The following is a 20783-nucleotide window of genomic DNA, read 5'->3' as shown; positions in this document are numbered from 1 at the left end:
CGCCGTCAGGCGGGTGCCGGGCCGAACGCACAGGTCATGCCTGCGCGCCCTAATCGCTCTTGGCCGTGGACGAGAGCCACCGCGGGTCGTCCAGGGCCGACGGAGTTCTCGAATGCTGAGACGGCTGGGTGAGGCGGCAGGTCACAGGTCGATCGCGTACGGCGTGGCGAAGTCCTGATATGCAACAAGGCCCCGTAGAACGGCGGTTTCCACACCAAGCCGACCAACGGAGCCTCGTTGTCCGTGCAGTTTGCCATGCCGCCCGTGCTGTCCGCCATCACCACCGCTGTCGACGACGCTGGACAGTGTGAACATCCGGATTCCAGCGGCGAGGCCGTGGACATGGCCGATCTTCGCCATGTGTGGGCGCAGATCCCCGATCCGCGTGATCCTCACGGGCGACGACACCGGCTGGTCGTCATCCTCGCGCTGGTCCAGGCGGCGATCACCTCCGGCGCGACCTCCTACGCGGCGATCCGGCACTGGATCGCCAGATGCCCTCAGCATGTCCTGGAGCAGATCGGAGCCCGGCGCGATCGGCGGACCGGCCGCTACCAGGCTCCGCATCCCGACACGGTGTGCCGCACGATCGCGCGGGTCAACGCGGCGCATGTGGACGCCGCCTACGCCGCGCACCGGGCCGGACAACTGCGGGAGCTGTACGACGACCCCGGCGAGTTGATCCCTATGACCGTCGACGGCAAGACCCAACGCGGCACCGCCACCCCCGGCACACCCGCCCGACATCGACTCGGCGCACAGTTGGCCGACGACGCCCTCATGGTCGCGACGATCGACGTCAGCTCCAAATCCAACAAGATCACTGCCTTCGCCCCGCTGCTGGACCAGATCGGCTGCCTGAAGAACGTCGTGATCAGCGCCGACAGGCTCCATACGCAGCAGGAGCACGCCCGCTACCTGCACCGGCGCGAAGCGTTCTACGTCTTCCCGGTCGGCGGCAACCAGCCGGGCTTGTTCGATCAGCTCGACGCCCTGGCCTGGAAGGACGTGCCGATCGGATGGACCACCTACGACCGCGGCCACGGCCGCACCGAGGTCCCCATCCAGGTGATGCCCGCCCCGCCCGGAACCCGCTTCCCGCACGTCAAACAGGTCTTCCTCCTCGAACGGTACGTCTATGACCTGCGCTGGAAGCCGTTGTCGAGCGTCGCGGTGCTGGGCGTCACCCACCTGCCCGCGACGCTGGCCACTCCACGTCGCCTGGCCGAGCTGGTGCGCGGCGAATGGTCGATCGAAAACAAAGATCATTACGTGAGAGACGTCACGCTCGGGGAGGACCGGTGCAGGGTCCGTACCGCCTTGGCACCGTCGATCCTGGCCACCATGCGCAGCTACGCGATCGGCGCGCTACGCCTGCTCGGCTTCACCAACATCGCCGACGGCACCCGATGGGCGCGCGACGACTTCCGTAACCCGCTGATCGCCCTGGGTCTCACGATGTGAGAACTCCTTCAGCCCTGGCAGGTCGATCGGCTCTCCGGACGGCGGCTCGTCCGGGAACAGCGCGTCGAACAAGGTGCGCAAGTTGTCACGGAGGTGCCGCACGACCGAGGCGCGTGCCCGGTCGGCGTCCTTGGCAGCGATCGCGTCGAACGTCTCCTGGTGCTCGGGGTCGTTGAAGAAGACGTAGGACTGGCTAAGGTACCCCGGCACCAGGGCCCAGAATCGTTGCATCTCGTCCTGGAGCGTGCCGATCATCGCTGTCAGGCGCCCGTTCCCCGAGATGCCCGCGATCATCTGGTGAAACTGACGGTGCAGCCCGCTCATCGTCTCGACGACCTCCGGGTCGTTCGGTGAGCGTCCTTCCAGGCGCTGCACCTCCGACATCGCGTTGGCGTGAGCGAGCTCGAACGCCGACGCGTGCGCCGGCGTGAAAGCGGCGGCTGCCAGTTCCGCAGCCAGGCACTCGAGCCGAATTCGAATCTGGAACAGGTCACGAATCTCGTCGAGGTTGATGGGCGTGACCGTGTAGCCGACTCGCGGCTGAGCGACGAGGTAGCCCTCGGCGACAAGACGCTTCAGCGCCTCGTGGGCAGGCGTCCGGCTGACCTCCATCTCCTGCGCGATCTGATGGGCCGCCAGCACGTGCCCCGGCCGAGCCTGGCCGGTCAGGATCCGAGCCTTGATGTTGGTGTAGACCATGGCGGCCAGGCCACCGTGCGCGGCGTCCTTCATCGTGCCTTCTCCTACGATTTCTGACGTTCGTGTTCCGACCGAACCAACCTGCAACTGGACGGAGGATGGCGTCGCAGCCCGCCCATCATGACAGCGACTCCTCCAGGAAGTCGATCAATGCCGCCCAGGCGGCGACGCGCGCCTGAGCCGTCCCCCGGCGTGTCCCGCCGTACGCGTACGCCACACCGTTGACCGGATGGACCGTGGTCGTCACGACCGGCGTGAACGGCAGACCCAGGTTGTGGCCGGCGCCGGGGAACACCAGTCGACGGGTCGCAGCCGGCGCACCCGCGGCTCGCCTGCGACTCAGCAGAACGTCGCTGAGCTCCACCGAGTCCCACATCAGGTCGTCGCCCCCGCAGAGGAGGAGCACTGGCCCGTCGAACTGCTCGATCGGGATCGCCGCCTTCTCGAGGTCGTTCTCACCCGTCGACTCGATCGCTGCACGGAATCCCGGCGCCGCGGCGATGCCGCCCGCCGTCTCGACGGAGCGACCAGGCACGAGACCCTCCCCCAGGACCGCTGGCAATGGCCTACCGGCCAGCGTCCAGGCGGCGCCGTCCCGGCCGTCCGAGGTGAAGGAACCCCAGACGTAGCCGGTGGGGACGACCGCGGCCACGGCCTTGACGCCCGGAACGTGCGCCCCGACCAGCAGACTAAGCTCGGCTCCCCGCGACTGACCCTTGACGGCGATCGCTCCCGGCCGGACCTCGTCGAGAGCGGCCAGCCACTCAACGGCCGTCGCGACGTACTCGATCGGCAGCTCGAACAGGTCGTCGGGTCGGCCGGGGTAGTTGAAGCAGGCCAGGGCCAGGCACACGAACCCCCGACTGGCGAGCAGCTCTGCTTCCTCCTCGTTGATCCCACCCCCCGATCCGGACAGGGTGATGACCGCGGGTCTCGGTCCGGGATCCGCCGGGACGAACAGTCGCCCGGCCAGCGGCGCCTCCAGCTCGCGCGAGGTCACCCCTTGACGCCGGAACTCGCGGACGTAGCGAGCCTCGGCCGAGCGATCGCCCTGCTCCACCTGGAGGGTCCAGGCGAACTCGTCGTTCGCCGGCGCTGGCCCGGTGGCGGTGCCCGGACGTGCCTCCAGCGACCACAGGAGCGCGGTGGGATCCGGCTCCTCGAATCCGTCGAGAGCGGTCGTTCCGAGGTCCACGACTCCGTGTTCGTCGGCCACCGCCGTGAACCTGCCGACCCAATCAGCGCCCTGGAATCCGGGCAGGTTGACGAGGAAGGTGACCGGGTCGTGAGGAACGGCACCGGTGACGCGCACCTCGAACGGCGTGTCCGCGAGCGACCTGGTCGCCGGACCCTCGATCCTGAAGCTCATCCGGGGTTGCTCATGTCTTGGCCTCGCGACTTCATGGTGCCGTCGAACCAATCGATGATGGCATCGAGACGCAGCTCCCGGTGACGGGGCGACCCGCTGTCGTGGAACATGTGGCTCGCTCCCGGGAACGACAACAGCTCGGTGTGCTGGCCAGCACGTTTCAGCGCCGAGAAGAACCGGCGGCCCTGGCTCGGGGGGCAGCGCAGGTCCTGCTCGGCCACCATCACCAGGACGGGGATCGAGACGTCCTCGGCAAAGGTCAGCGGAGACTTGATCCGCTGCGTCTCAGGATCGGCTCCGATGTAGAGGTGCGTGTAGTCCACGTCGTCATCGATGTCGGAGTCGCACCAGTCCACGGTGGCTCGGTCGACGATCGCCGAAGCGAACCGGTCGGACGTCGCCGCCAGCCACGCTGCCATGAATCCGCCGTACGACGCCCCGATGACGCCCACCCGATCGGGATCGCCGCCGAAGTCGTCGACAGCGATGTCGACGAGCGCCATCAGGTCCTGGACGTCGACGTCACCGAACGCATGACGCACCGCTCGGCCGTGCTCGGCCCCGTAACCTGCCGAGCCACGCGGATTGCCCATGACGACCACGTAGCCGGCGTCAACACACGCCTGAGCCTGGTCGAGCAGCCGCCACCCGAAGTACCGGTGAGGTCCGCCGTGCACCGCGAGGATCACCGGGAAGGGGCCGGCGCCCAAGGGGCGGAGGATCCACCCGTGCACCGGGTGGCCGTCGGCAGCGGTTCCGGCCACCTCGCGCATCGGCGCCACCGGTGCCGCGGCCGACAACGTCGCACCGAACGCCGTGAGGCGCCGCACTCCGGTCGGCGTGACGCAGCTGAGCTCGCCAGCCTCCGTGTCGCTCGCCACCGCGGCCACGACCAGCCCGCCGACCGCGTCGTACCCCAGCACTTGAGTCGGCCCGGAGATCACGTCAACGACGTCGCCGCCTGCCTCCACACGCACGAGGTCGACGGCGCCTCGCCGAGCGACCATGGCCAGGACGCCCTGATCGGTCACCGCAAGTGCGGGTCCTGCGGCCGTCGGGACCAGGTCCATCGTCTCCGCGTCGGTCAGGCGTTCCGCCGGCAGTGCACCGGTGTCAGTCAGCTCGGCGACCCACAGGGACGTCGGGTTCAGGTAGGTCTCGTTGAACCGGTCGCCGATCTCGGTCCCCAAGAAGTACACCTGGTCACCGCGCGCGCTGAAGACGGGGTGGCTCGCCCTCAGGCTCGTCTGCGTCACCGGCGTCACGTGGCCGTCACTCGTCGACATCACGAACACGTCCCGCGCAGGCACCGTGTCCCGATCAGCATGGCGAGCTGCCACGAACGCAAGCCTCGTGCCGTCCGGACTCCACGCAGCGAACTCGTGGTCGGCGTCCCCGGCGGTGTACTGGGAGACCGCACCGTCGGCTAGGTCCACACCGAAGATCTGCTTCCTTCGGCCGATCGTGTAGCCGACGCCATCCTCGCGATAGCGCAGCTCAGTGATACGACGCGGCGGCTCGGAGGCCGCTGTCTGCGCGATCGGTGCGACGTAGCGCCCCGCCTCCGGAACGCGCGCGACGTAGGCAAGGGTGGCCGAGTCCGGCGCCCACCGCGGCGAGGAGACACCCAGGGGATGACTGGTGAGCCGGCGGGGGTCGCCTCCCGCCGCAGGAAGCAGGTAGAGCTGAGGTCCGGAACCCGCGACCGAGCGGGTGAACGCCAGCCAACGGCCGTCGGGCGACCAGCACGGTTCGCGATCAAGCTCGCCGGAGGTGAGCCGGGACGGGGCGGGGCCGCCGTCAAGCGGAACCAGCCACAGGTCTGCGTAGTAGCGGTCCGCCGCCAGGTCCACGCGTTCGACGGAGACCACCGCGTGACCACCGTCCGGGGACAAGGACGGCGAGCCGATCGACTGGATGAGCCCGAGGTCGGACGCCTTCATCGCCGGGCCCCAAAAAATGCACCAGAAAGTGCCCCAGATACTGCCCCAGATACGGCCACTGCCATTTCGGCTTCCTCACAGATCGAGCTGCGCGTACGACGATCAGAGCAGGGGCGAGAACCCGGGCGCCCAGTCGATCGTTTGTCATGTTAATCAACATGTTAGCGCAGTCCTCGATCAAGATCCTCGATCAGGTCACGGGTTGACTCGAGTCCGATCGACAGGCGCACCAGGTTCTCCGGTGGGCGCGCCTCAGCGCTGACGGGACGATGGGTCAGGGCCGCGGGATGCTGGATCAGCGAGTCGATCCCGCCGAGCGAGACAGCATGCGTGAACAGCCTGACGCTCGAGGTGAGCCGCACAGCAGCCTGGTATCCGCCAGCCAAGGAGACAGCGAGCATGGCTCCGGTCCCGCGCAGCTGGGAGGAGAGCAGACCGCGCGGATCGCCGTCCAGTCCGGGGTAGTAGACGCGCTCAACGGCTGCCTGCTCCACCAGCCACGTCGCGATCGTCGCCGCGCTGGACTGCTGAGCCCTGATCCTGACCGGCAAGGTGCCCAGCCCCCGGTGCGCGAGGTACGCGGCAAGCGGATGCAGCACACCGCCGGTGATGGCTCGCACCTGCCGCAGCCGTTGGGCATCCGCCGCTCCGCACGCGATCACTCCCGCGACGACGTCGCCGTGTCCGCCGATGTACTTCGTGGCGCTGTGCAGCGACATCGCAGCCCCGTGGCTCAAGGGGTTCTGAAGCACCGGCGTGGCGAAGGTGTTGTCCACCAGTACCGGGACGCCGCCCGCACTGTCGACGACGCCAGCGATATCCACCAGCTCGAGCGTGGGATTGGCCGGGGTCTCGACAACGACCAGAACCGTATCGGTCCTCATCGAGGCACGGACCTCGGACTCAGCGCAGAACGTCACCTCGACCCCGGCCACCGCCCCCGAGGCCAGGAGGTGGTCGGTTCCGCCGTAGAGCGGCCGGACGGCCACCACGTGTCGCGCGTCCCTCGAGGAGGCGAACGCTGAGATCGCTGCGGTCATCGCCGCCATCCCTGAGCTGAATGCCACCGCCTCATCTGCGCGCTCCAGCTGCGCGAGGGCCGACTCGAAGCGCGCGACCGTGGGGTTCCAGAGCCGGGCGTAGACCGACCCGCCGTCAGGCAGCGGCCGGCCCCCGGTCGCCAGGGACTCGTACGAGTCGCCGCCACGGGCGATGTCCGGAAGGGGATTGGTGGTGGACAGATCTATCGGCAGGGCGTGAATGCCCAGCTCGGCCAGGTCCTCCCGACCAGCGTGGACAGCCAGCGAATCAAGGTCTCCCCAGACATCAGTCATCACGCGACCAGAGTAGTGATTCCACGAAACATAGCCACAAGATTCAGCGGATCAGCAACTCATCACGGAGAATCTGAGATTCTGGCTCATATCCAAGGCGGAGGGAGCAGGTCTGTTGCAGAGAACGCAACCACCACGGCTCGACGACATCGACCGGCGCATCCTCGATCTGCTCCACCACGACGCGGAGCTGACGAACAAGGCCCTGTCCGTCCGGCTGGGGATCGCCGAATCGACGTGCGCCTACCGGATCCGGGCACTGCGTGAGGCCGGGACGATCATCGGGCGTCGGCTCACCGTCGACTTCAGGCATCTCGGTCGTCCGCTGCAAGCGGTGATCAAGGTCCGGCTGGGAGCCCACGACGAGAGGAGCGTGCGCGAGCTGTACGACGACCTCACGCACGCACCCGGGGTGATCCAGGCATTTCACGTCGCCGGCGAGGACGACTTCCACCTCCATGTGGCCGTCGCGGACGCGGAGGCACTGCGTGACTTCGTCCTGCACCACGTCACGGTCCATCGCGTCGTTCGTCAGACGGAGACGCAGCTTATCTTCGAGCACCGCAGTGGCTCGGGCCCGCACGTCGCGGAACCGTGAGCCCGGCGTTCACCGCGGCGAGGCGCCCAGGCCCGCCCCAGCACCTGCTGACGGACGACCGCTGGTCACTCCTACCGGGTCCAGCCAGGCGACGATCGCGTCTGCGGTGCCACCGGCACCGTCGGCCGCACCCGGACCGAGCAGCTCCTGCACAACTCCGTCCTCGAGCAGTTGTCGGGCACCGATCCGCTGCACCTCTGCCGCATCTCGGACTCGGGTGGGATCGCCGAACAGCAGTGTCGCCGTGCCGGCTGGAGGGAGAGGTGACAACCACGCCCCTTCCACGGCGGCACTCCGATCGGCACCCATCAACGCCAGTGCACCGCCGCCAGCCCCTCGATCGAGCAGCACGGTGGCGGTCGGCACGGTCAGGCTGGTCATCAGGCCGATGGTCGCGGAGATCTCCCGCGCCATGCCGTGCCGCTCGCCGTCGACGGACAGCTCCGCCCCCGCGGTGTCCACGAGCGTGACAAAGGGCAGACGCAGCGACTGGGCGATCTCCATCCCGCGTCGAGCCAGATGAAGATCGGCGATCGACGTACCGGACGTGTCAGCCGCTCCTCGCGACTGGCTGAAGATGACCCATCCTCGGCGCCCGAGCCTGCCGAGGTGCAGCTGCGCTCCCCCTTCGCGGTGCCCGAAGCGAGAACCGCTGACCCTCACGACGTTGCTGAACCGGGCGCGGACCTGGCTCGCGAGATCCAGGTCGTCGGCCCGTTCCGGTCCCGCGCCACCCGCGGTCGGGCCGCGACCGCCGATCGCTCGCGCCGATTCTGCGACCACCGCCGCCAGGTCTGGCAGTGAGAAGGCACCGTCGATCACGCCAACGGAAGCCAACGCGCCCCCCTGCTGCACGCCGTCCGGCAGTGCCGCAGCTCCCAGCGCGTCAACCACCTTCGGACCGAGGAAGGCGACGAGGGCCAGCGGATCCGCCCAGGTCAGGTGTCCTTGCGTCGCCCAGGAGGCATACACACCGCCGGTCGTGGGATTCCTCAAGTAGCTGACGTAGAGCAGTCCGCTCGCGGCGTGCTCGCGAGCGGCGCCTGCGAGCTCGATCATCCGGTGGAAGGCCGAGGCGCCCTCCTGCATCCGGGTGCCCCCGGACGCCGGCAGCGCGAGCACCGGCAGCCCTTCGACCCTCGCACGGTGGAAGGCGCGAGCGATGCGATCGGCGGCGACATGTCCGATGGTCCCGCCCAGGAAACGGAACTCGCTCACGATCAGCGCGAACCGCTCGCCCTCGATCTGTGCCGATCCGGTGATCACGGCCTCGTCGGTCCCGGCCTTCGCCGCTGCCTGCCGGAGGAGGTCCTGGTAGGCGACGGGGAGGCCCTGGAGATCAGGAGGCGCGTCCCACGACTCGAACGAGCCGCGGTCGGCAACCGTGGAGACCACGTGAGCCGCACTCGGCACCGTCATCCCTGTCCCTCGATCGCCGCACGAATCGCCGCTCCGTGCTGGTCCAGGACCGGCGGAGGGGTGTGGGACCGGGGCGTGACTTCTGCCCCCTCCACATCGAAGAAGCGCAGCGGCGGACCGGGCAGCTCCAGCCGGCCCAGGGTCGCGTGCTCGACGTCGACGAGCAGGCCCTGGCTCCTGGTCTGCTCCCAGTCGTACACCTCATCGATGCTGCGCACACGGCCCGCTGGTATGCCGATGGCCGTCAGGCGATCAAGGAGCTCCGCAGCCGACCACCGGGAGAAGACCTCCTCGATGTACGGCACCAGGGTGTCGAGGTTCGCCGCACGGTCGCCGTTCGTGCCGAACGGCGGCCGGGCCGGGTCCAGCCCGAAGCCCGCGCAGAACTCCCGCCACAGCTTCTCGCTGCCGACCGCGATCTGCACGGCGCCGTCCCGGCACTGGAACAACCCGTACGGCGCGATCGCGGAATGGTGGTTCCCCTGGGCGCGGCCGACCTCACCGGCAACCGTCCACCGGGTCCCTTGGAAACCGTGAACGCCGACTACAGCCGAGAGCAGCGAAGTCCGTACGACGCTGCCCGCACCCGTGCGATCTCGCTCCCGCAACGCTGCCACGACACCAAATGCTCCGTACATTCCGGCCAGCAGGTCGGCGATCGGTGTGCCAACCTTCTGCGGCTCGTCCGGAGACGGGCCGGTCAGCGACATCAGCCCGGCTTCGCCCTGCACGACCTGGTCGTATCCCGAGCGGCCCCCTTCGGGACCGTCATGACCGAAGCCGGTGATGGAGAGGATCACGAGACGAGGATTCACCTGGTGGAGGCGCTCGACCCCGAGCCCCAGTCGGTCCAGCACGCCGGTGCGAAAGTTCTCGACCAGAACATCGGCCTGGCGGATCAGCCCCAGGAGCACGCCTCGTTCCGACTCCTGCTTGAGGTCGATGACGATCGATTCCTTGTTCCGGTTCGCGGACAGGAAGTAGGTGGACTCCCGGCCGCCGACGTCGCCACCCTCGGGGTCGCCGGCCGACTCGGGCCAGCGGAACGGTGGCCCCCAGCCGCGGGTGTCGTCACCGCGTTCCGGGATCTCGACCTTCACGACGCGCGCACCGAGATCGCCCATCATCATCGTCGCGTGCGGTCCCGCGAGAGCTCGGGAGAGATCGACCACGAGGAGGCCGCTCAGAGGTCCGTTGCCGGTCATGCGCGCGCCTCCGCGGACGGGGTCAGGTCGCCGAGGTCCCACAGCAGCCCGGCCATGATTCCGAGGGACTCCTTCGCCAGACTCGCCAGGAGGTGCTCATCAGGAGCATGTTGTGAGCACCCGGGGTACGAGTGCGGGATCCAGATGGTCGGGATGCCCAGTACGTCGGCGAAGCAGTCGTTGGGGAACGTGCCCCCGAGATTCGGAAGGATCGTCGGCACCTTTCCCGTCGTACGCTCGACCGACGTCGCAGCCCACGAGACCCACTCGTTGTCCTGGTCCAGCCGGGTAGCCGCTGTGCCTTCGTCCACCTCGACGTCGACCAGCTCGAACCCGTGCGCGTCCAGGTGCGTGCGCACCGTCTGCTCGAGGGCGGACCAGTCGGTTCCGACGACGAACCTCAGCTGGCACCTCGCCGCGGCCATGCCGGGGATCGCGTTCTCCGGCCCGGTTGATGAGCCTGCATCCAGGCTCAGGACCTCGAGGGTGTTCCAGCCGTAGAGCCGTTCGGGAGCACTCAGCCCCGGTTCACCCCAGTCCTCGATCGCCGGCGCCGTCGGTCCGCCGTCGATCTCGATCCTGCTCAAGATCGTTCGGATTGACTCCGGGATCTCGGCGGGCCGCAACCCCGCCACCAGGATCCGGCCTCGCGCGTCGACCATGGTGGCGAGCGCGTTCGCGAGCAGGACGGCTGGATTGCTGAGCAGACCACCCCAGTTGCCCGAGTGGTAGTCACGCGGTCGCAACGCCGCCCGAAGCGTGAAGGACACCTCACCACGGGTGCCGAGCACGAGAGTGGGGCTCTGCTCCGAGACCCGGGTCCCGTCCGAGGCCAGCAGGACGTCGGCGGCGAGCTCGCCCTCGGCCAGCGCCGTACAGACGTCTCGCAACCCGGGCGAGCCGATCTCCTCCCCCATGTCCATGAGGACCGTGACGTTGAACCCGAGCCGCCCCTCCCGCGCGACCAGCACCTGTTCGAGCGCCGCGAGATTGATGGCGTGCTGGCCCTTGTTGTCACAGGATCCGCGGCCGTACCACCGGTTGCCGTCCACCACGAGCCTCCACGGCGACCACGGTTCGCTCCAACGCGCGGCGTCTCCCAGGACGACGTCACCGTGGCCGTAGACGAGAACCGTCTGCAACGACGGGTCCTCGATGCGGCGCGCCAGCAAGAAGGGCGGCATCCCGGCGACCGGGTTCTCGACGAGCCGCCACTCGAACCCGCACCGCTGGAGGACCGGAACAATCTCGTCCCTCAAGTAGCTCAGGTGCACCTCGGCGCGCTCACCGGACTCGCTCTCGGTCGGGTAGGCGACCTTGCGTTCCAGCTCCCGGAGCAGACCACCTGACTCCAGGTAGCCCTCCGCGAGCTCGATCGCGCGCGAACGCGTCATGACACCCTCCTCCGGCTGGATCTCGATCGGGTCGGACGCCCCGTCGTCGCCGACAAGCCAAGCGCACCCACGGGCGCGCGACCATCACCGATTCTGGAAGCCTCTGTTGCCGATTCGGGAACGCTCGATCGGCGGCTGCGGTCGGCGCGAAGGGCGAGAACTACTGTGTCCGTGTGTACCTCATCAGCGATTCCCTTCGATACTTCCTCGAAGTGGCGCGCACGGGAACGATCGCGGAAGCCTCCGAGAGACTCCACATCGCGGCCTCGGCGATCAGCCGGCACATCGCTCGACTGGAGCAGTCAATGGGTGTGCAGCTGTTCGACCGGCATCCGCGCGGCATGATCCCGACCGAGGCCGGTCAGCTGCTGGCCGACCATGCACGCCGCAACCTCCTGGAGGAGGGCGACCTCCTCGACAGGCTCCGGGACCTCCACCGCTCGGGCCGTTCACTCATCACGGTGTCGTGCACCGAAGGCTTCGCCGAGGACTTCCTCCCGGTCGAGATCGCACGCTTCCGTGAGCGTCATCCCGCCGCGCGTGTGCACCTGACGGTCACCGAGCCGGAGGCGGCCACCCAGTCGGTTGCCGACGGATCATCCGATGTCGCCATGACCTTCAGCCTGGCACCGGCGTCCGGGGTCCGTATCGAGTACTCGTGCCAGGAACCGATCGTGGCGCTGGTGCCGGACAGCCATCCCCTGCGCGAGCTCGACAGCGTCTCGCTGGCGGACCTCCAGGACTATCCGCTCGCGCTGATGGCTGGGGGAAGCACCCTCCGCGAGCTCTTCGACGTCTGCTGCTCCGCGGGAGGCCTGTACTTCGAGCCCGCGCTGACCAGCAACTCGTCGAGTGCGCTGAACGCCCTGGCCAGGCGAACCGGTGCGGTGACCCTGACCGGACTTCTGAGTTCTCGGCATCTGGTCCAGGACGGCTTCAGCACCGTCCCGCTGACGAATCCCGAGCTGCTCCGCCGCAACCTCCAGGTCCAAACCATGGCCCAGCGCACGTTGCCCGCACCGGTCAGTGCCTTCGTGCAGCAGCTCGTGACAGCCGTCGAGGCCAGCGGTCTCGGCTGAGCCCCGTCGTCAGGGATCGGACACGGCCAGCTGGCACGGTGCTCACTGTCGTCACCGCCAATGCAGTCTACTGAGGTCGAATCGGAAGTTCTCGTGATGGTTCATCGCGATTCATGTCAGGATTTCCGGCGAGGAGGAATCCACCGCGCTCGACATCCGCCGCCTGCGCCTCCTCAGCGAGCTGCGCTCGCGTCAGACCATCGCCGCGGTGGCGATCGCACTGCACCAGAGCCCGTCGTCGATCTCCCAGCAGCTGTCGATCCTGGAGCGCGAGGCCGGGACGCCACTGCTGAGAAAGGCCGGGCGACGCGTTCAGCTGACCTCGCAGGCAGAGCTGTCGCCGAGGAGGCCGTTGATCTCGTCGAGCAGACGGTGGTTGCCACGAACATGGTCATCGACGAGCATTCCCACGGTGTGCTCGCCTGCGGGCCCCACATCGCCGGAGGAACGCGACGGAAGCCGTACGAGTCGCGACGGCCTCTGCCTGTAGGGCCCTAGCCTCGGGCTTTCGTGGTGAATATCGCCAGGCTTGATCATTTACATGAGAAAAGTGCCTTGAGCTGGGAGGATTGGACTTGCTGAGGGTCCTGTCCACACCAGTTCGAAAGGCACTTTTCGAGTGCAGCTTACCGGTCGTCGCCCCAAGATCGTTGTGTCTTCGGACGGCAAGGGAATGGTCTGTCAGGCCGGCGGCCTGCTCCTGGTGGAAACACTGAGAGCAACCGGCCTGGACAAAAGCCTGTCGCAGACGCTTGCACCGTGGCGTGCACCACGAGCGGTACACGATCCCGGGAAGATCGTGACGGATCTGGCCGTGACACTCGCGCTGGGCGGAGACTGCCTGGCCGATATCGCGCTGCTGCGCTCCTCTCCGGAGGTGTTCGGGCCGGTAGCCTCCGACCCGACGGTGTCACGGCTGGTCAAGACCCTCGCCGACACAGGACCGAAAGCGTTGCGGGCGATCCGCGCCGCTCGCGCGGCGGCACGGGCCAGGGCATGGACGCTCGTGGGTGAACGCGCTCCCGGCGCAGGCGGCACGCTGATCCCGGTGGACCTGGACGCGACGATCGTGATCGCGCATTCCGAGAAAGAGCACGCGGCCCCGACCTGGAAGCACACCTATGGCTTTCACCCGATGACCGCGTTCATCGACCACGGTGAGGACGGAACGGGTGAGGCCGCGGCGCTGCTACTGCGCCGAGGCAACGCCGGATCCAACACCGCTGACGATCACATCACCGCCGGACGACTCGCCCTCAACCAGATAGCAGCCCACCTGCACAAACAAGTCCTGATCCGGACCGACTCCGGAGGCGGGACCCACGCCTTCCTGGCCTGGGTGAGTGCCCGCCGCCTGAAGTACTCCATCGGCTTCACCCTCACCGACGACATCTGCGCCGCGATCCTCGCCCTGCCCGAGGAGGTGTGGGAGGTCGCCTATAACGCCGATCGGCAACCCCGCGACGGCGCATGGGTAACCGAACTCACCGGCATGCTCGACCTGTCGTCCTGGCCCAAGGGCATGCGGGTCATCGTCCGCAGGGAACGCCCCCACCCCGGAGCTCAGCTGCGCTTCACCGACCTCGACGGCAACCGCTTCACCTGTTTCGTCACCGGCACCCGTCCCGGTGGCGGCCGCGGCCAACTCGCCGACCTGGAACTACGACACCGCCGCCGGGCCCGCTGCGAGGACCGCATCCGCACTGCCAAAGACAGCGGGTTGCGGAATCTACCCTTGCACGGCTTCAACCAGAACCAGATCTGGCTGGAACTGGTCGCACTGGCCGGCGAGCTGACCGCCTGGACCCAGATGCTTGCCCTGGCAGATCACCCCGCCCGGCGCTGGGAGCCCAAACGCCTGCGCTTGCGCCTCTTCTCGGCCGCTGGATGCCTGGTCAAAGGCGGTCGACGCCTGCGCCTGCGCCTGGCCCGGCGATGGCGGTGGGCGGACCTGATCGCCACCGCGATCACTCACCTGCAAACCCTTCCAGGCCCCTGATCTACATCCCACTGTCTCGGCAACCAGAAAGGACAAACCCACCCGGGCTCGTGGAACCCCGCTCACCTGGCGCGACAGCCGGGCACCCACGCTGACCAGAGCGGGAAATCAACCCTCACCCGACACCAATCCGTCAATCATCAACTGAAGCTTTACATTCCAAGTGCTACCCGTTGACCTGGGAAAACGCCTACTGCTGTCGTACGCGGCCAGTCGCTTCAGCGGTAGTCGTCAGCGTGTGGGTTCATATGCGCAGCGGGGTGCAGATGAAGCAGCAGGGTTTGGGTGGCGGTCGGCGGCGACCATGGTGTTGTGATCAGTCCAGGCTGAACCGGTCGTACATCGCCTCAAGCTGGTCTTGGCGTTGTGGGTCTCCGAGCATGATCCGGATTCGCGCGAGGTGTCCGTCGGCATCGTGGTCGGCGGCAACAGGGAAGAACCCATCGCCCCAACTGGTCATGAAGCACATGGTCCGGGTGCCATCGACCTCGATCGTTCCAGCCTCGTGCTCTGCAGCTCTGACCTTGGCCATAACCTGCCAGTGGTGGGAGTGCGGTCGAAAGTCGACCGCGATCATCCGTTCTGGAACGGCCTGCTTCCACCTCTGCAAGGCGATGGCACGGTCAGTGGCCTCGTCGACAGATAGGTCCGCCCACCCGTACACCCCATCCTCGCCCGGACTGGCCAGGGAGAAGGCGCCGAAGTGAGCAACCGCCTCCTGTACCGATCGTCCCCAGAACGCAACGTCGGCCATGCCATCGATCGGCTCCTCGTGCCGCCACGCTCCCAGCGCGTCGGCATCGACGAGGCTGAGCCGGCTCGCGTCCACCCCGACATGGCCAAGGAGCCTGGTCGATGTGGGTTGCGTGGAGCGCACACTCAGTGAGATCGATTCCCACCGCACACCGATTCGCCCGTAATCCCGGGGAGTCGCTGTCACCGTGACCTCCTGATCAGTGGGTAGGCCACCGATCGCCACGACCGAAACGCCGTTCATGATGAACTCCGAACCACCGGCCCGTACCGCGTGTTCGACGCGCTCACGATGCGCCACCCGCGGTTCTTGGTGTTCTAGCCAGGCCTCGAAACCATGCGCCTGGCAGTGCGCGGCGAAGATGCTGGTCAATTGCTCGACACCGTGTCCGGGGATGTCGTAGAGCCACGTGCCCGACTGGCGGTTGAAGGATCGAGCGGCCGACTCGGCGTGGGGGCCGGCCACGGCCAGGTCGGCCGACGCGCGAATGCTCTCATGCAACGCTGGGTCGTCCACAGCGGAGAACATGGAATCGTCCGCTACCGGTGGTGTGTCTCCTGACCATGAACCCAGATAGCCAGTGTCGGCGATCACCAATCGCCCGGACGGGCAGGTGATCGCCCCCAGCAGTGTCGGGGCATCAGTCGTCATCCAGGCAGTATGCCGCAAACCCTTCTAGAGCCTGATCAACAGCACTGCACGTCCGCCTGCGTATGCCCACGTATTCACATGTACGTCGGCTGATGGATCGTTCGGGCTGGGGAGTCGTATCGTGATGTGCACTCAAGCTTGGTCGGGAGGGGCAACGATTGATCCCTTGCCTGGCTTGGTCGTGATCAGATTTTGTTCTCGCAGGGCCTCCATCGCCTTGCGGACGGTGACCCTGGCGACGTCGAACTCCTCCTGAAGCTTCACCTCGGAGATCAGCGTCAGGGGCGGGTAGGTGCCGTCCTTGATGCGCTCGGTGACGACGTTCGCTATCTGCTCCCACTTGTACAGCCTGGGGTCCCATTCGATCACAAGACGACTCTAGGTATGTGCCTACCGGCGAACATAGAACAGGAATTCCCAGGAATGGTATAGACAGGATAGGACAGGTTGACCTACTGTCATGCTATGGCATCGGTGAGCAGCGGCCTACGTGCCAGCTCGGGACCGCTTCCCCACACCGGTCCCGTCCCTGGTGCTGGAGGGCGCCAAGGGACACGGTTCTGGGTCCGCTCACCGATGTCCACCCACCAAGAGCTGTCGCCGAATGACGTGGAGAAGGGAGTGAGCCATGACCGCGACCTTCCCCGACGACACAGCGGTAAGGGCTGCCGAAGAGCTTCGTGAGGCCCTGACTCGGTACGGGATCACTGCCGATGTGCATGACGGGTACGGGCTGGCGCTCGTGTCGGTCCGGGTGGATCTGATCGTGTGGTGTCGCGGGGATCAGTTCTGGTGGCGTACCGGCTGGAACCCTCGCCAATACCGTCCCATCTACGCCCGCCACCCGGTGACAGAGCCCAGCCGGGCCGCGCATCGCGTCGCCCTGCGGTACGCGGAGCTGCGGCAAATCCATCCACTGCCGGAACCGGACCAGAAAGCGGCGTACCCGGTATGACCGCGCTTGACGGGAAGCCGCTGGTTCGTCCGCGCTGGGTGGCTGTCGGGGCCGTGGTGCGGCCTGCGGAAGATCTCCACCCGGGATACTTCCTGGCCTTTGAGCGCGACCGTGACCAGCCGTTTCGGATCGCCCCGGTGCAGGGTGAGGAGTACGAGCGCAGACAGCGGTCCGCTGATCTCGTGTGAGGACACGTCACCGGGCTCGACCGGCTGGGGAGCAGCGGTTGCCGGTGGAAGCCGTCGACGTTCCTGCTGTCGGTGTTCTGCTCGTTCCCCTCCGATGCCTCCCTGATCACCACCTTGTTCAACCATTCCCCCGTGCTGCTGTGGCCTCGGCCGTCTTTCTCGTGCGGCGGGATGGTGACCCCCTGAACGGGCGTGACCGCGCCGGCCTCGGGAGAGGAGCGCCGTCACGCCTCACCCCACCGGCCACGACGAAAGAAGGTAGGCATGTCTGAACGGTTCGCTCAACAGTTTCCGACCGGGTGGCCTTTGCCTGCGGTGGGTGCTGGGCCGGTGATCGAGGGGTGGCGGACCGAACAGAGCGGCTGGGGCGTCTTCTCCGCGCGCCGCGACCCCGAACCCGTACTGACCGAACACGAGATGCTCGCTGGGCTCACCGGGCACCTGGTCGCCGAAACGGCCGAGGAACTCATCCGGCTGACCGACGAACAGCGACGCATCGAGGACCGACTGAACAAGGCACCGCCGGTGTGTCCACACCGCGGGTGCGTCCAAGGGGACGCGTCGTTGATCATGACGGTGAATGAATCATCGGTCACAGCACAGCGGTGCGCGCAGCTACGCGCCCCTACTGGCTTCCAATTCCGTGGGCGGCCTTGTCAGGAGAAGCCCAGATAGTGGGCCATCCGGGGAAGCCTGCGGGCTATCTCCGCCTCGTCCTCGAAGTCCCACTCCTCGCCGTCGAACCTCTCGCCAATGAGAGGGAACTTCCCACCTGTCTGGTGTCGGCCTCTCGGCTGGACCGCTCGATCAGCTCCCAGAAGGCATCCGCGTCCATGAGACGTGATCGTGGCATCCACGATCATCCGTGTACAGATCGCCACCGTCCCCGTCCGCGACTTGCGGAGCTCTCACGGAACAGGGCCTCCCAGGATCCACACGGCACCTGCGAGGCCCGGTCCGGGAGCCTCTCCCGGACCGGGTTTCCACTGGTCAGGCCCTACTTCAGCAGCTGCCTGGCCATCACCAGGCGCTGGATCTGGTTGGTGCCCTCGTAGATCTGGGTGATCTTGGCGTCGCGCATCATGCGCTCGACCGGGTAGTCGCTGGTGTAGCCGTACCCGCCGAGGAGCTGGACCGCGTCGGTGGTGATCTCCATGGCCGCGTCCGAGGCTGCGCACTTGGCCGCGCTGGAGATGAAGGTGAGGTCGGCCTGGGGCTCGCCGTGCATGGCACGCTCGGACTTGGCCGCGGCGACGTAGGTGAGCTGGCGGGCGGCCTCCAGCTTCATGGCCATGTCGGCGACCATGAACTGGACGCCCTGGAAGTCGGCGACGGCCTTGCCGAACTGCTTGCGCTCCTTGATGTAGCCGATCGCGTAGTCCAGCGCGCCCTGGGCGATGCCGAGCGCCTGGGCGGCGATGGTGATGCGGGTGTGGTCCAGGGTGGCCAGGGCGGTCTTGAAACCGGTGCCGGGGGCGCCGATCATCCGGGAGGCGGGAATCCGCACGTTCTCCAGGATGACCTGGCGGGTCGGGGAGCCCTTGATACCGAGCTTGCGCTCCTTGGCCCCGAAACTGACGCCCTCGTCGGCCTTCTCCACGACGAACGCGGAGATGCCCCTGGCTCCGACGCCCGGCTCGGTGACGGCCATCACCGTGTAGTACTCCGACACCCCGGCGTTGGTGATCCACATCTTGGCGCCGTTGAGCACGTAGTGGTCGCCGTCCGCGACCGCGCGGGTCTTCATGGCGGCGGCGTCGCTGCCCGCCTCCGCCTCCGACAGGGCGTACGAGAACATCCCGTCGCCCCGCGCGACCGCCGGAAGATACTGCTGCTTGAGCTCCTCGGAGGCCGACAGCAGCAGCGGGACGGTCCCGAGCTTGTTGACGGCGGGGATCAACGAGGACGAGGCGCAGGCCCGCGCCACCTCCTCGATGACGATGACCGTCGCGAGCGCGTCGGCACCGGCGCCGCCGTACTCCTCGGGAACATGCACGGCGTGCAGGTCCGCCGCGACGAGCGCCTTGTAGACGTCCGAGGGGAACTCCCCGGTCTCGTCGACCTCCGCGGCACGAGGGGCGATCTTCTCGTCGGCGAGGGCGCGGACCGTCTCGCGGAGCATCTGGTGCTCCTCGGGCAGTGCGTAGAGAGGGTAGCTCATAGGGAAATAGTAGGACGTCCAACAAACACTGGAGCGCTCCACCCCATGTGGTATGTCCTCCCGCGTTTACGCAGGTGGCAAAGTGGAAGTGTCAGATGCCGATACTCTGACGGCAAATAATTGGGCAGAACCGAAAGGAACACCAGTGGCCTACCGCCTGACGATGGTGGGAACCGGATACCTCGGTGCGACGACGTCCGCCTGCATGGCCGAGCTGGGCTTCGAAGTCCTCAGCCTCGACGTGGACGCGGAGAAGATCGGCCGTCTACAGGCCGGTGACCTGCCCATCTACGAACCGGGCCTGCAAGAGGTGCTGCGGCGCAACCTGGCCAACGGGCGGCTGCGCTTCACCACCTCGTACGAGGAGGCCGCGGCCTTCGGAGACGTGCACTTCCTGTGCCTGGGCACCCCCCAGAAGCCGGGAGAGTACGCGGCGGACGTGTCCTACCTGGACGCCGCGATCGAGTCGCTGGCCCCTCACCTGACACGCGAGTGCCTGGTCGTCGGCAAGTCCACGGTCCCGGTCGGCACCGCCCAGCGCCTGGCCGACAAGCTGGCGCGGCTGGCCCCCATCGGCGCGGGCGCCGAGCTGGCGTGGAACCCCGAGTTCCTCCGCGAGGGCTTCGCGGTGAAGGACACCCTGCACCCCGACCGGATCGTGCTCGGCGTCGCCTCCGACAGGGCGGAGAAGGTCATGCGGGAGGTGTACGCCTCCATGCTGGAGATGGGCACCCCGATGGTGATCACCGACTACCCCACGGCCGAGCTGGTCAAGGTGGCCGCCAACGCCTTCCTCGCCACGAAGATCTCCTTCATCAACGCGATGGCCGAGGTCTGCGAGGCCGCGCACGCCGACGTCAAGCAACTCTCCCTGGCGCTCTCCTTCGACGACCGCATCGGCGGCAAGTTCCTCAACCCCGGGCTCGGCTTCGGCGGCGGCTGCCTGCCCAAGGACATCCGCGCCTTCATGGCCCGCGCCGGAGAGCTCGGTGCCGACCAGGCGCTGACCTTCCTGCGCGAGGTGGACGCGATCAACATGCGCCGCCGGGCCCGCATGGTCGACCTGGCCCGCGAGCTGGCCGGAGGCTCCTTCCACAACTGCACCGTCGCCGTGCTCGGCGCCGCGTTCAAACCCAACTCCGACGACATCCGCGACTCCCCCGCCCTGGACGTCGCCGTCAAGATCAGCGAGCAGGGTGGCCGGGTCACCGTCTACGACCCCGTCGCCCAGGAGAACGCCCGCCGGGCCCACCCCCGGCTCTCCTACGGCACCTCCGCCCTGGAGGCGGCCAGGGACGCCCATGTGGTGCTGCTGCTGACCGAGTGGCAGGAGTTCATCACCATGGACCCCGAGGAGCTGGGTTCCGTGGTGGCCTCCCGCAAGATCGTCGACGGCCGCAACGCCCTCGACGCCGAGACCTGGCGCGCCTCAGGCTGGCACTACCGCGCCCTCGGCCGCCCCTGACCGCACCGTTCCTCTTTCGGCCCCTCGCTCGGCCCTCCCACGGCCAAGCAGGGGCTGGGCCAGGAGGCGTTCGCCATCGACTGGCAGGCACGCACGGCGACCTGCC

Annotated in this window: 18 protein-coding genes and 1 pseudogene; 9 read left to right on the top strand and 10 right to left on the bottom strand. The window is 67.6% G+C overall.

Going from position 1 to position 20783, the window contains the following annotated elements; genetic code table 11:
• Positions 1-243: 243 nt before the first annotated feature.
• Positions 244-1464, top strand: a complete 1221-nt coding sequence (locus ABZ260_RS06525; protein ID WP_355613686.1) for an ISAs1 family transposase — start codon at positions 244-246, stop codon at positions 1462-1464.
• On the opposite strand, the gene ABZ260_RS06520 is transcribed toward ABZ260_RS06525, so the two are convergent.
• The 4 genes from ABZ260_RS06520 to ABZ260_RS06505 all read right to left on the bottom strand — a co-directional run bounded on the left by ABZ260_RS06520 (position 1369) and on the right by ABZ260_RS06505 (position 6809).
• Positions 1369-2196, bottom strand: coding sequence for a GntR family transcriptional regulator (locus ABZ260_RS06520; RefSeq protein ID WP_355613651.1), 828 nt, complete (start codon positions 2194-2196; stop codon positions 1369-1371). The two genes, ABZ260_RS06525 and ABZ260_RS06520, sit on opposite strands and share 96 nt — an antisense overlap.
• Before the next feature lie 85 nt (positions 2197-2281).
• The gene (locus tag ABZ260_RS06515) at positions 2282-3532 is read right to left on the bottom strand and encodes an acyl-CoA thioester hydrolase/BAAT C-terminal domain-containing protein (RefSeq protein WP_355613649.1); all 1251 of its coding nucleotides are present in this window, start codon (positions 3530-3532) and stop codon (positions 2282-2284) included.
• A complete protein-coding gene (locus ABZ260_RS06510; protein ID WP_355613647.1) occupies positions 3529-5475 on the bottom strand; it encodes a S9 family peptidase in 1947 nt (648 codons plus the stop codon). Before ABZ260_RS06510 ends, ABZ260_RS06515 begins: the two co-directional genes overlap by 4 nt.
• Positions 5476-5636: 161 nt before the next feature.
• Entirely contained in the window at positions 5637-6809 is a 1173-nt protein-coding gene (locus ABZ260_RS06505; protein ID WP_355613684.1) for an aminotransferase class I/II-fold pyridoxal phosphate-dependent enzyme, read from the bottom strand.
• Between the two features lie 115 nt (positions 6810-6924).
• On the opposite strand from ABZ260_RS06505, the gene ABZ260_RS06500 reads away from it, so the two are divergent.
• On the top strand, positions 6925-7407 hold the full coding sequence (locus ABZ260_RS06500) for an Lrp/AsnC family transcriptional regulator (protein ID WP_355613645.1): 483 nt from the start codon (positions 6925-6927) through the stop codon (positions 7405-7407).
• A 9-nt stretch (positions 7408-7416) separates the two neighbouring features.
• On the opposite strand, the gene ABZ260_RS06495 is transcribed toward ABZ260_RS06500, so the two are convergent.
• The 3 genes from ABZ260_RS06495 to ABZ260_RS06485 are packed head-to-tail and all read right to left on the bottom strand — an operon-like array spanning position 7417 to position 11425.
• Positions 7417-8826, bottom strand: coding sequence for a carboxyl transferase domain-containing protein (locus ABZ260_RS06495; RefSeq protein ID WP_355613642.1), 1410 nt, complete (start codon positions 8824-8826; stop codon positions 7417-7419).
• Positions 8823-10031: a CoA transferase gene (locus ABZ260_RS06490; protein WP_355613640.1), complete on the bottom strand. Its 1209-nt coding sequence runs from the start codon at positions 10029-10031 to the stop codon at positions 8823-8825. Before ABZ260_RS06490 ends, ABZ260_RS06495 begins: the two co-directional genes overlap by 4 nt.
• The gene (locus ABZ260_RS06485) at positions 10028-11425 is read right to left on the bottom strand and encodes a M20 family metallopeptidase (RefSeq protein WP_355613638.1); all 1398 of its coding nucleotides are present in this window, start codon (positions 11423-11425) and stop codon (positions 10028-10030) included. Before ABZ260_RS06485 ends, ABZ260_RS06490 begins: the two co-directional genes overlap by 4 nt.
• Positions 11426-11598: 173 nt before the next feature.
• On the opposite strand from ABZ260_RS06485, the gene ABZ260_RS06480 reads away from it, so the two are divergent.
• The 3 genes and pseudogenes from ABZ260_RS06480 (at position 11599) to ABZ260_RS06470 (ending at position 14503) form a co-directional block, all read left to right on the top strand.
• Positions 11599-12504 carry a LysR family transcriptional regulator gene (locus tag ABZ260_RS06480; protein WP_355613636.1) on the top strand — a complete coding sequence of 302 codons (906 nt, stop codon included), beginning with the start codon at positions 11599-11601 and terminating at the stop codon, positions 12502-12504.
• A 208-nt stretch (positions 12505-12712) separates the two neighbouring features.
• A pseudogene (locus ABZ260_RS06475) lies at positions 12713-12778 on the top strand (hypothetical protein); the annotation flags it as partial.
• A gap of 345 nt (positions 12779-13123) precedes the next feature.
• A complete protein-coding gene (locus ABZ260_RS06470) occupies positions 13124-14503 on the top strand; it encodes an IS1380 family transposase (protein ID WP_355613634.1) in 1380 nt (459 codons plus the stop codon).
• Positions 14504-14819: 316 nt separating this feature from the next.
• Here the strand turns inward: ABZ260_RS06470 and ABZ260_RS06465 are convergent, their stop codons facing one another.
• Both ABZ260_RS06465 and ABZ260_RS06460 read right to left on the bottom strand, forming a co-directional pair.
• A complete protein-coding gene (locus tag ABZ260_RS06465) occupies positions 14820-15908 on the bottom strand; it encodes a hypothetical protein (RefSeq protein WP_355613632.1) in 1089 nt (362 codons plus the stop codon).
• 132 nt (positions 15909-16040) lie between these two features.
• Positions 16041-16277 carry a winged helix-turn-helix domain-containing protein gene (locus ABZ260_RS06460; RefSeq protein ID WP_355613630.1) on the bottom strand — a complete coding sequence of 79 codons (237 nt, stop codon included), beginning with the start codon at positions 16275-16277 and terminating at the stop codon, positions 16041-16043.
• Between the two features lie 259 nt (positions 16278-16536).
• On the opposite strand from ABZ260_RS06460, the gene ABZ260_RS06455 reads away from it, so the two are divergent.
• The 3 genes from ABZ260_RS06455 to ABZ260_RS06445 all read left to right on the top strand — a co-directional run bounded on the left by ABZ260_RS06455 (position 16537) and on the right by ABZ260_RS06445 (position 17726).
• On the top strand, positions 16537-16863 hold the full coding sequence (locus tag ABZ260_RS06455) for a hypothetical protein (protein ID WP_355613628.1): 327 nt from the start codon (positions 16537-16539) through the stop codon (positions 16861-16863).
• Positions 16860-17051, top strand: coding sequence for a hypothetical protein (locus tag ABZ260_RS06450; RefSeq protein ID WP_355613626.1), 192 nt, complete (start codon positions 16860-16862; stop codon positions 17049-17051). The genes ABZ260_RS06455 and ABZ260_RS06450 overlap by 4 nt, the downstream gene beginning before the upstream one ends.
• 264 nt (positions 17052-17315) lie before the next feature.
• Positions 17316-17726, top strand: a complete 411-nt coding sequence (locus tag ABZ260_RS06445) for a hypothetical protein (RefSeq protein WP_355613624.1) — start codon at positions 17316-17318, stop codon at positions 17724-17726.
• 322 nt (positions 17727-18048) lie between these two features.
• On the opposite strand, the gene ABZ260_RS06440 is transcribed toward ABZ260_RS06445, so the two are convergent.
• On the bottom strand, positions 18049-19212 hold the full coding sequence (locus ABZ260_RS06440) for an acyl-CoA dehydrogenase family protein (protein ID WP_350911906.1): 1164 nt from the start codon (positions 19210-19212) through the stop codon (positions 18049-18051).
• A gap of 163 nt (positions 19213-19375) precedes the next feature.
• On the opposite strand from ABZ260_RS06440, the gene ABZ260_RS06435 reads away from it, so the two are divergent.
• A complete protein-coding gene (locus tag ABZ260_RS06435; protein WP_355613682.1) occupies positions 19376-20677 on the top strand; it encodes a UDP-glucose/GDP-mannose dehydrogenase family protein in 1302 nt (433 codons plus the stop codon).
• Positions 20678-20783: the final 106 nt, after the last annotated feature.

Source organism: Streptosporangium sp. NPDC006013, from assembly GCF_040614275.1.
In the GTDB taxonomy this organism is placed as follows: Bacteria; Actinomycetota; Actinomycetes; order Streptosporangiales; family Streptosporangiaceae; genus Streptosporangium.
This window is presented reverse-complemented; position numbering and strand designations above follow the sequence as displayed.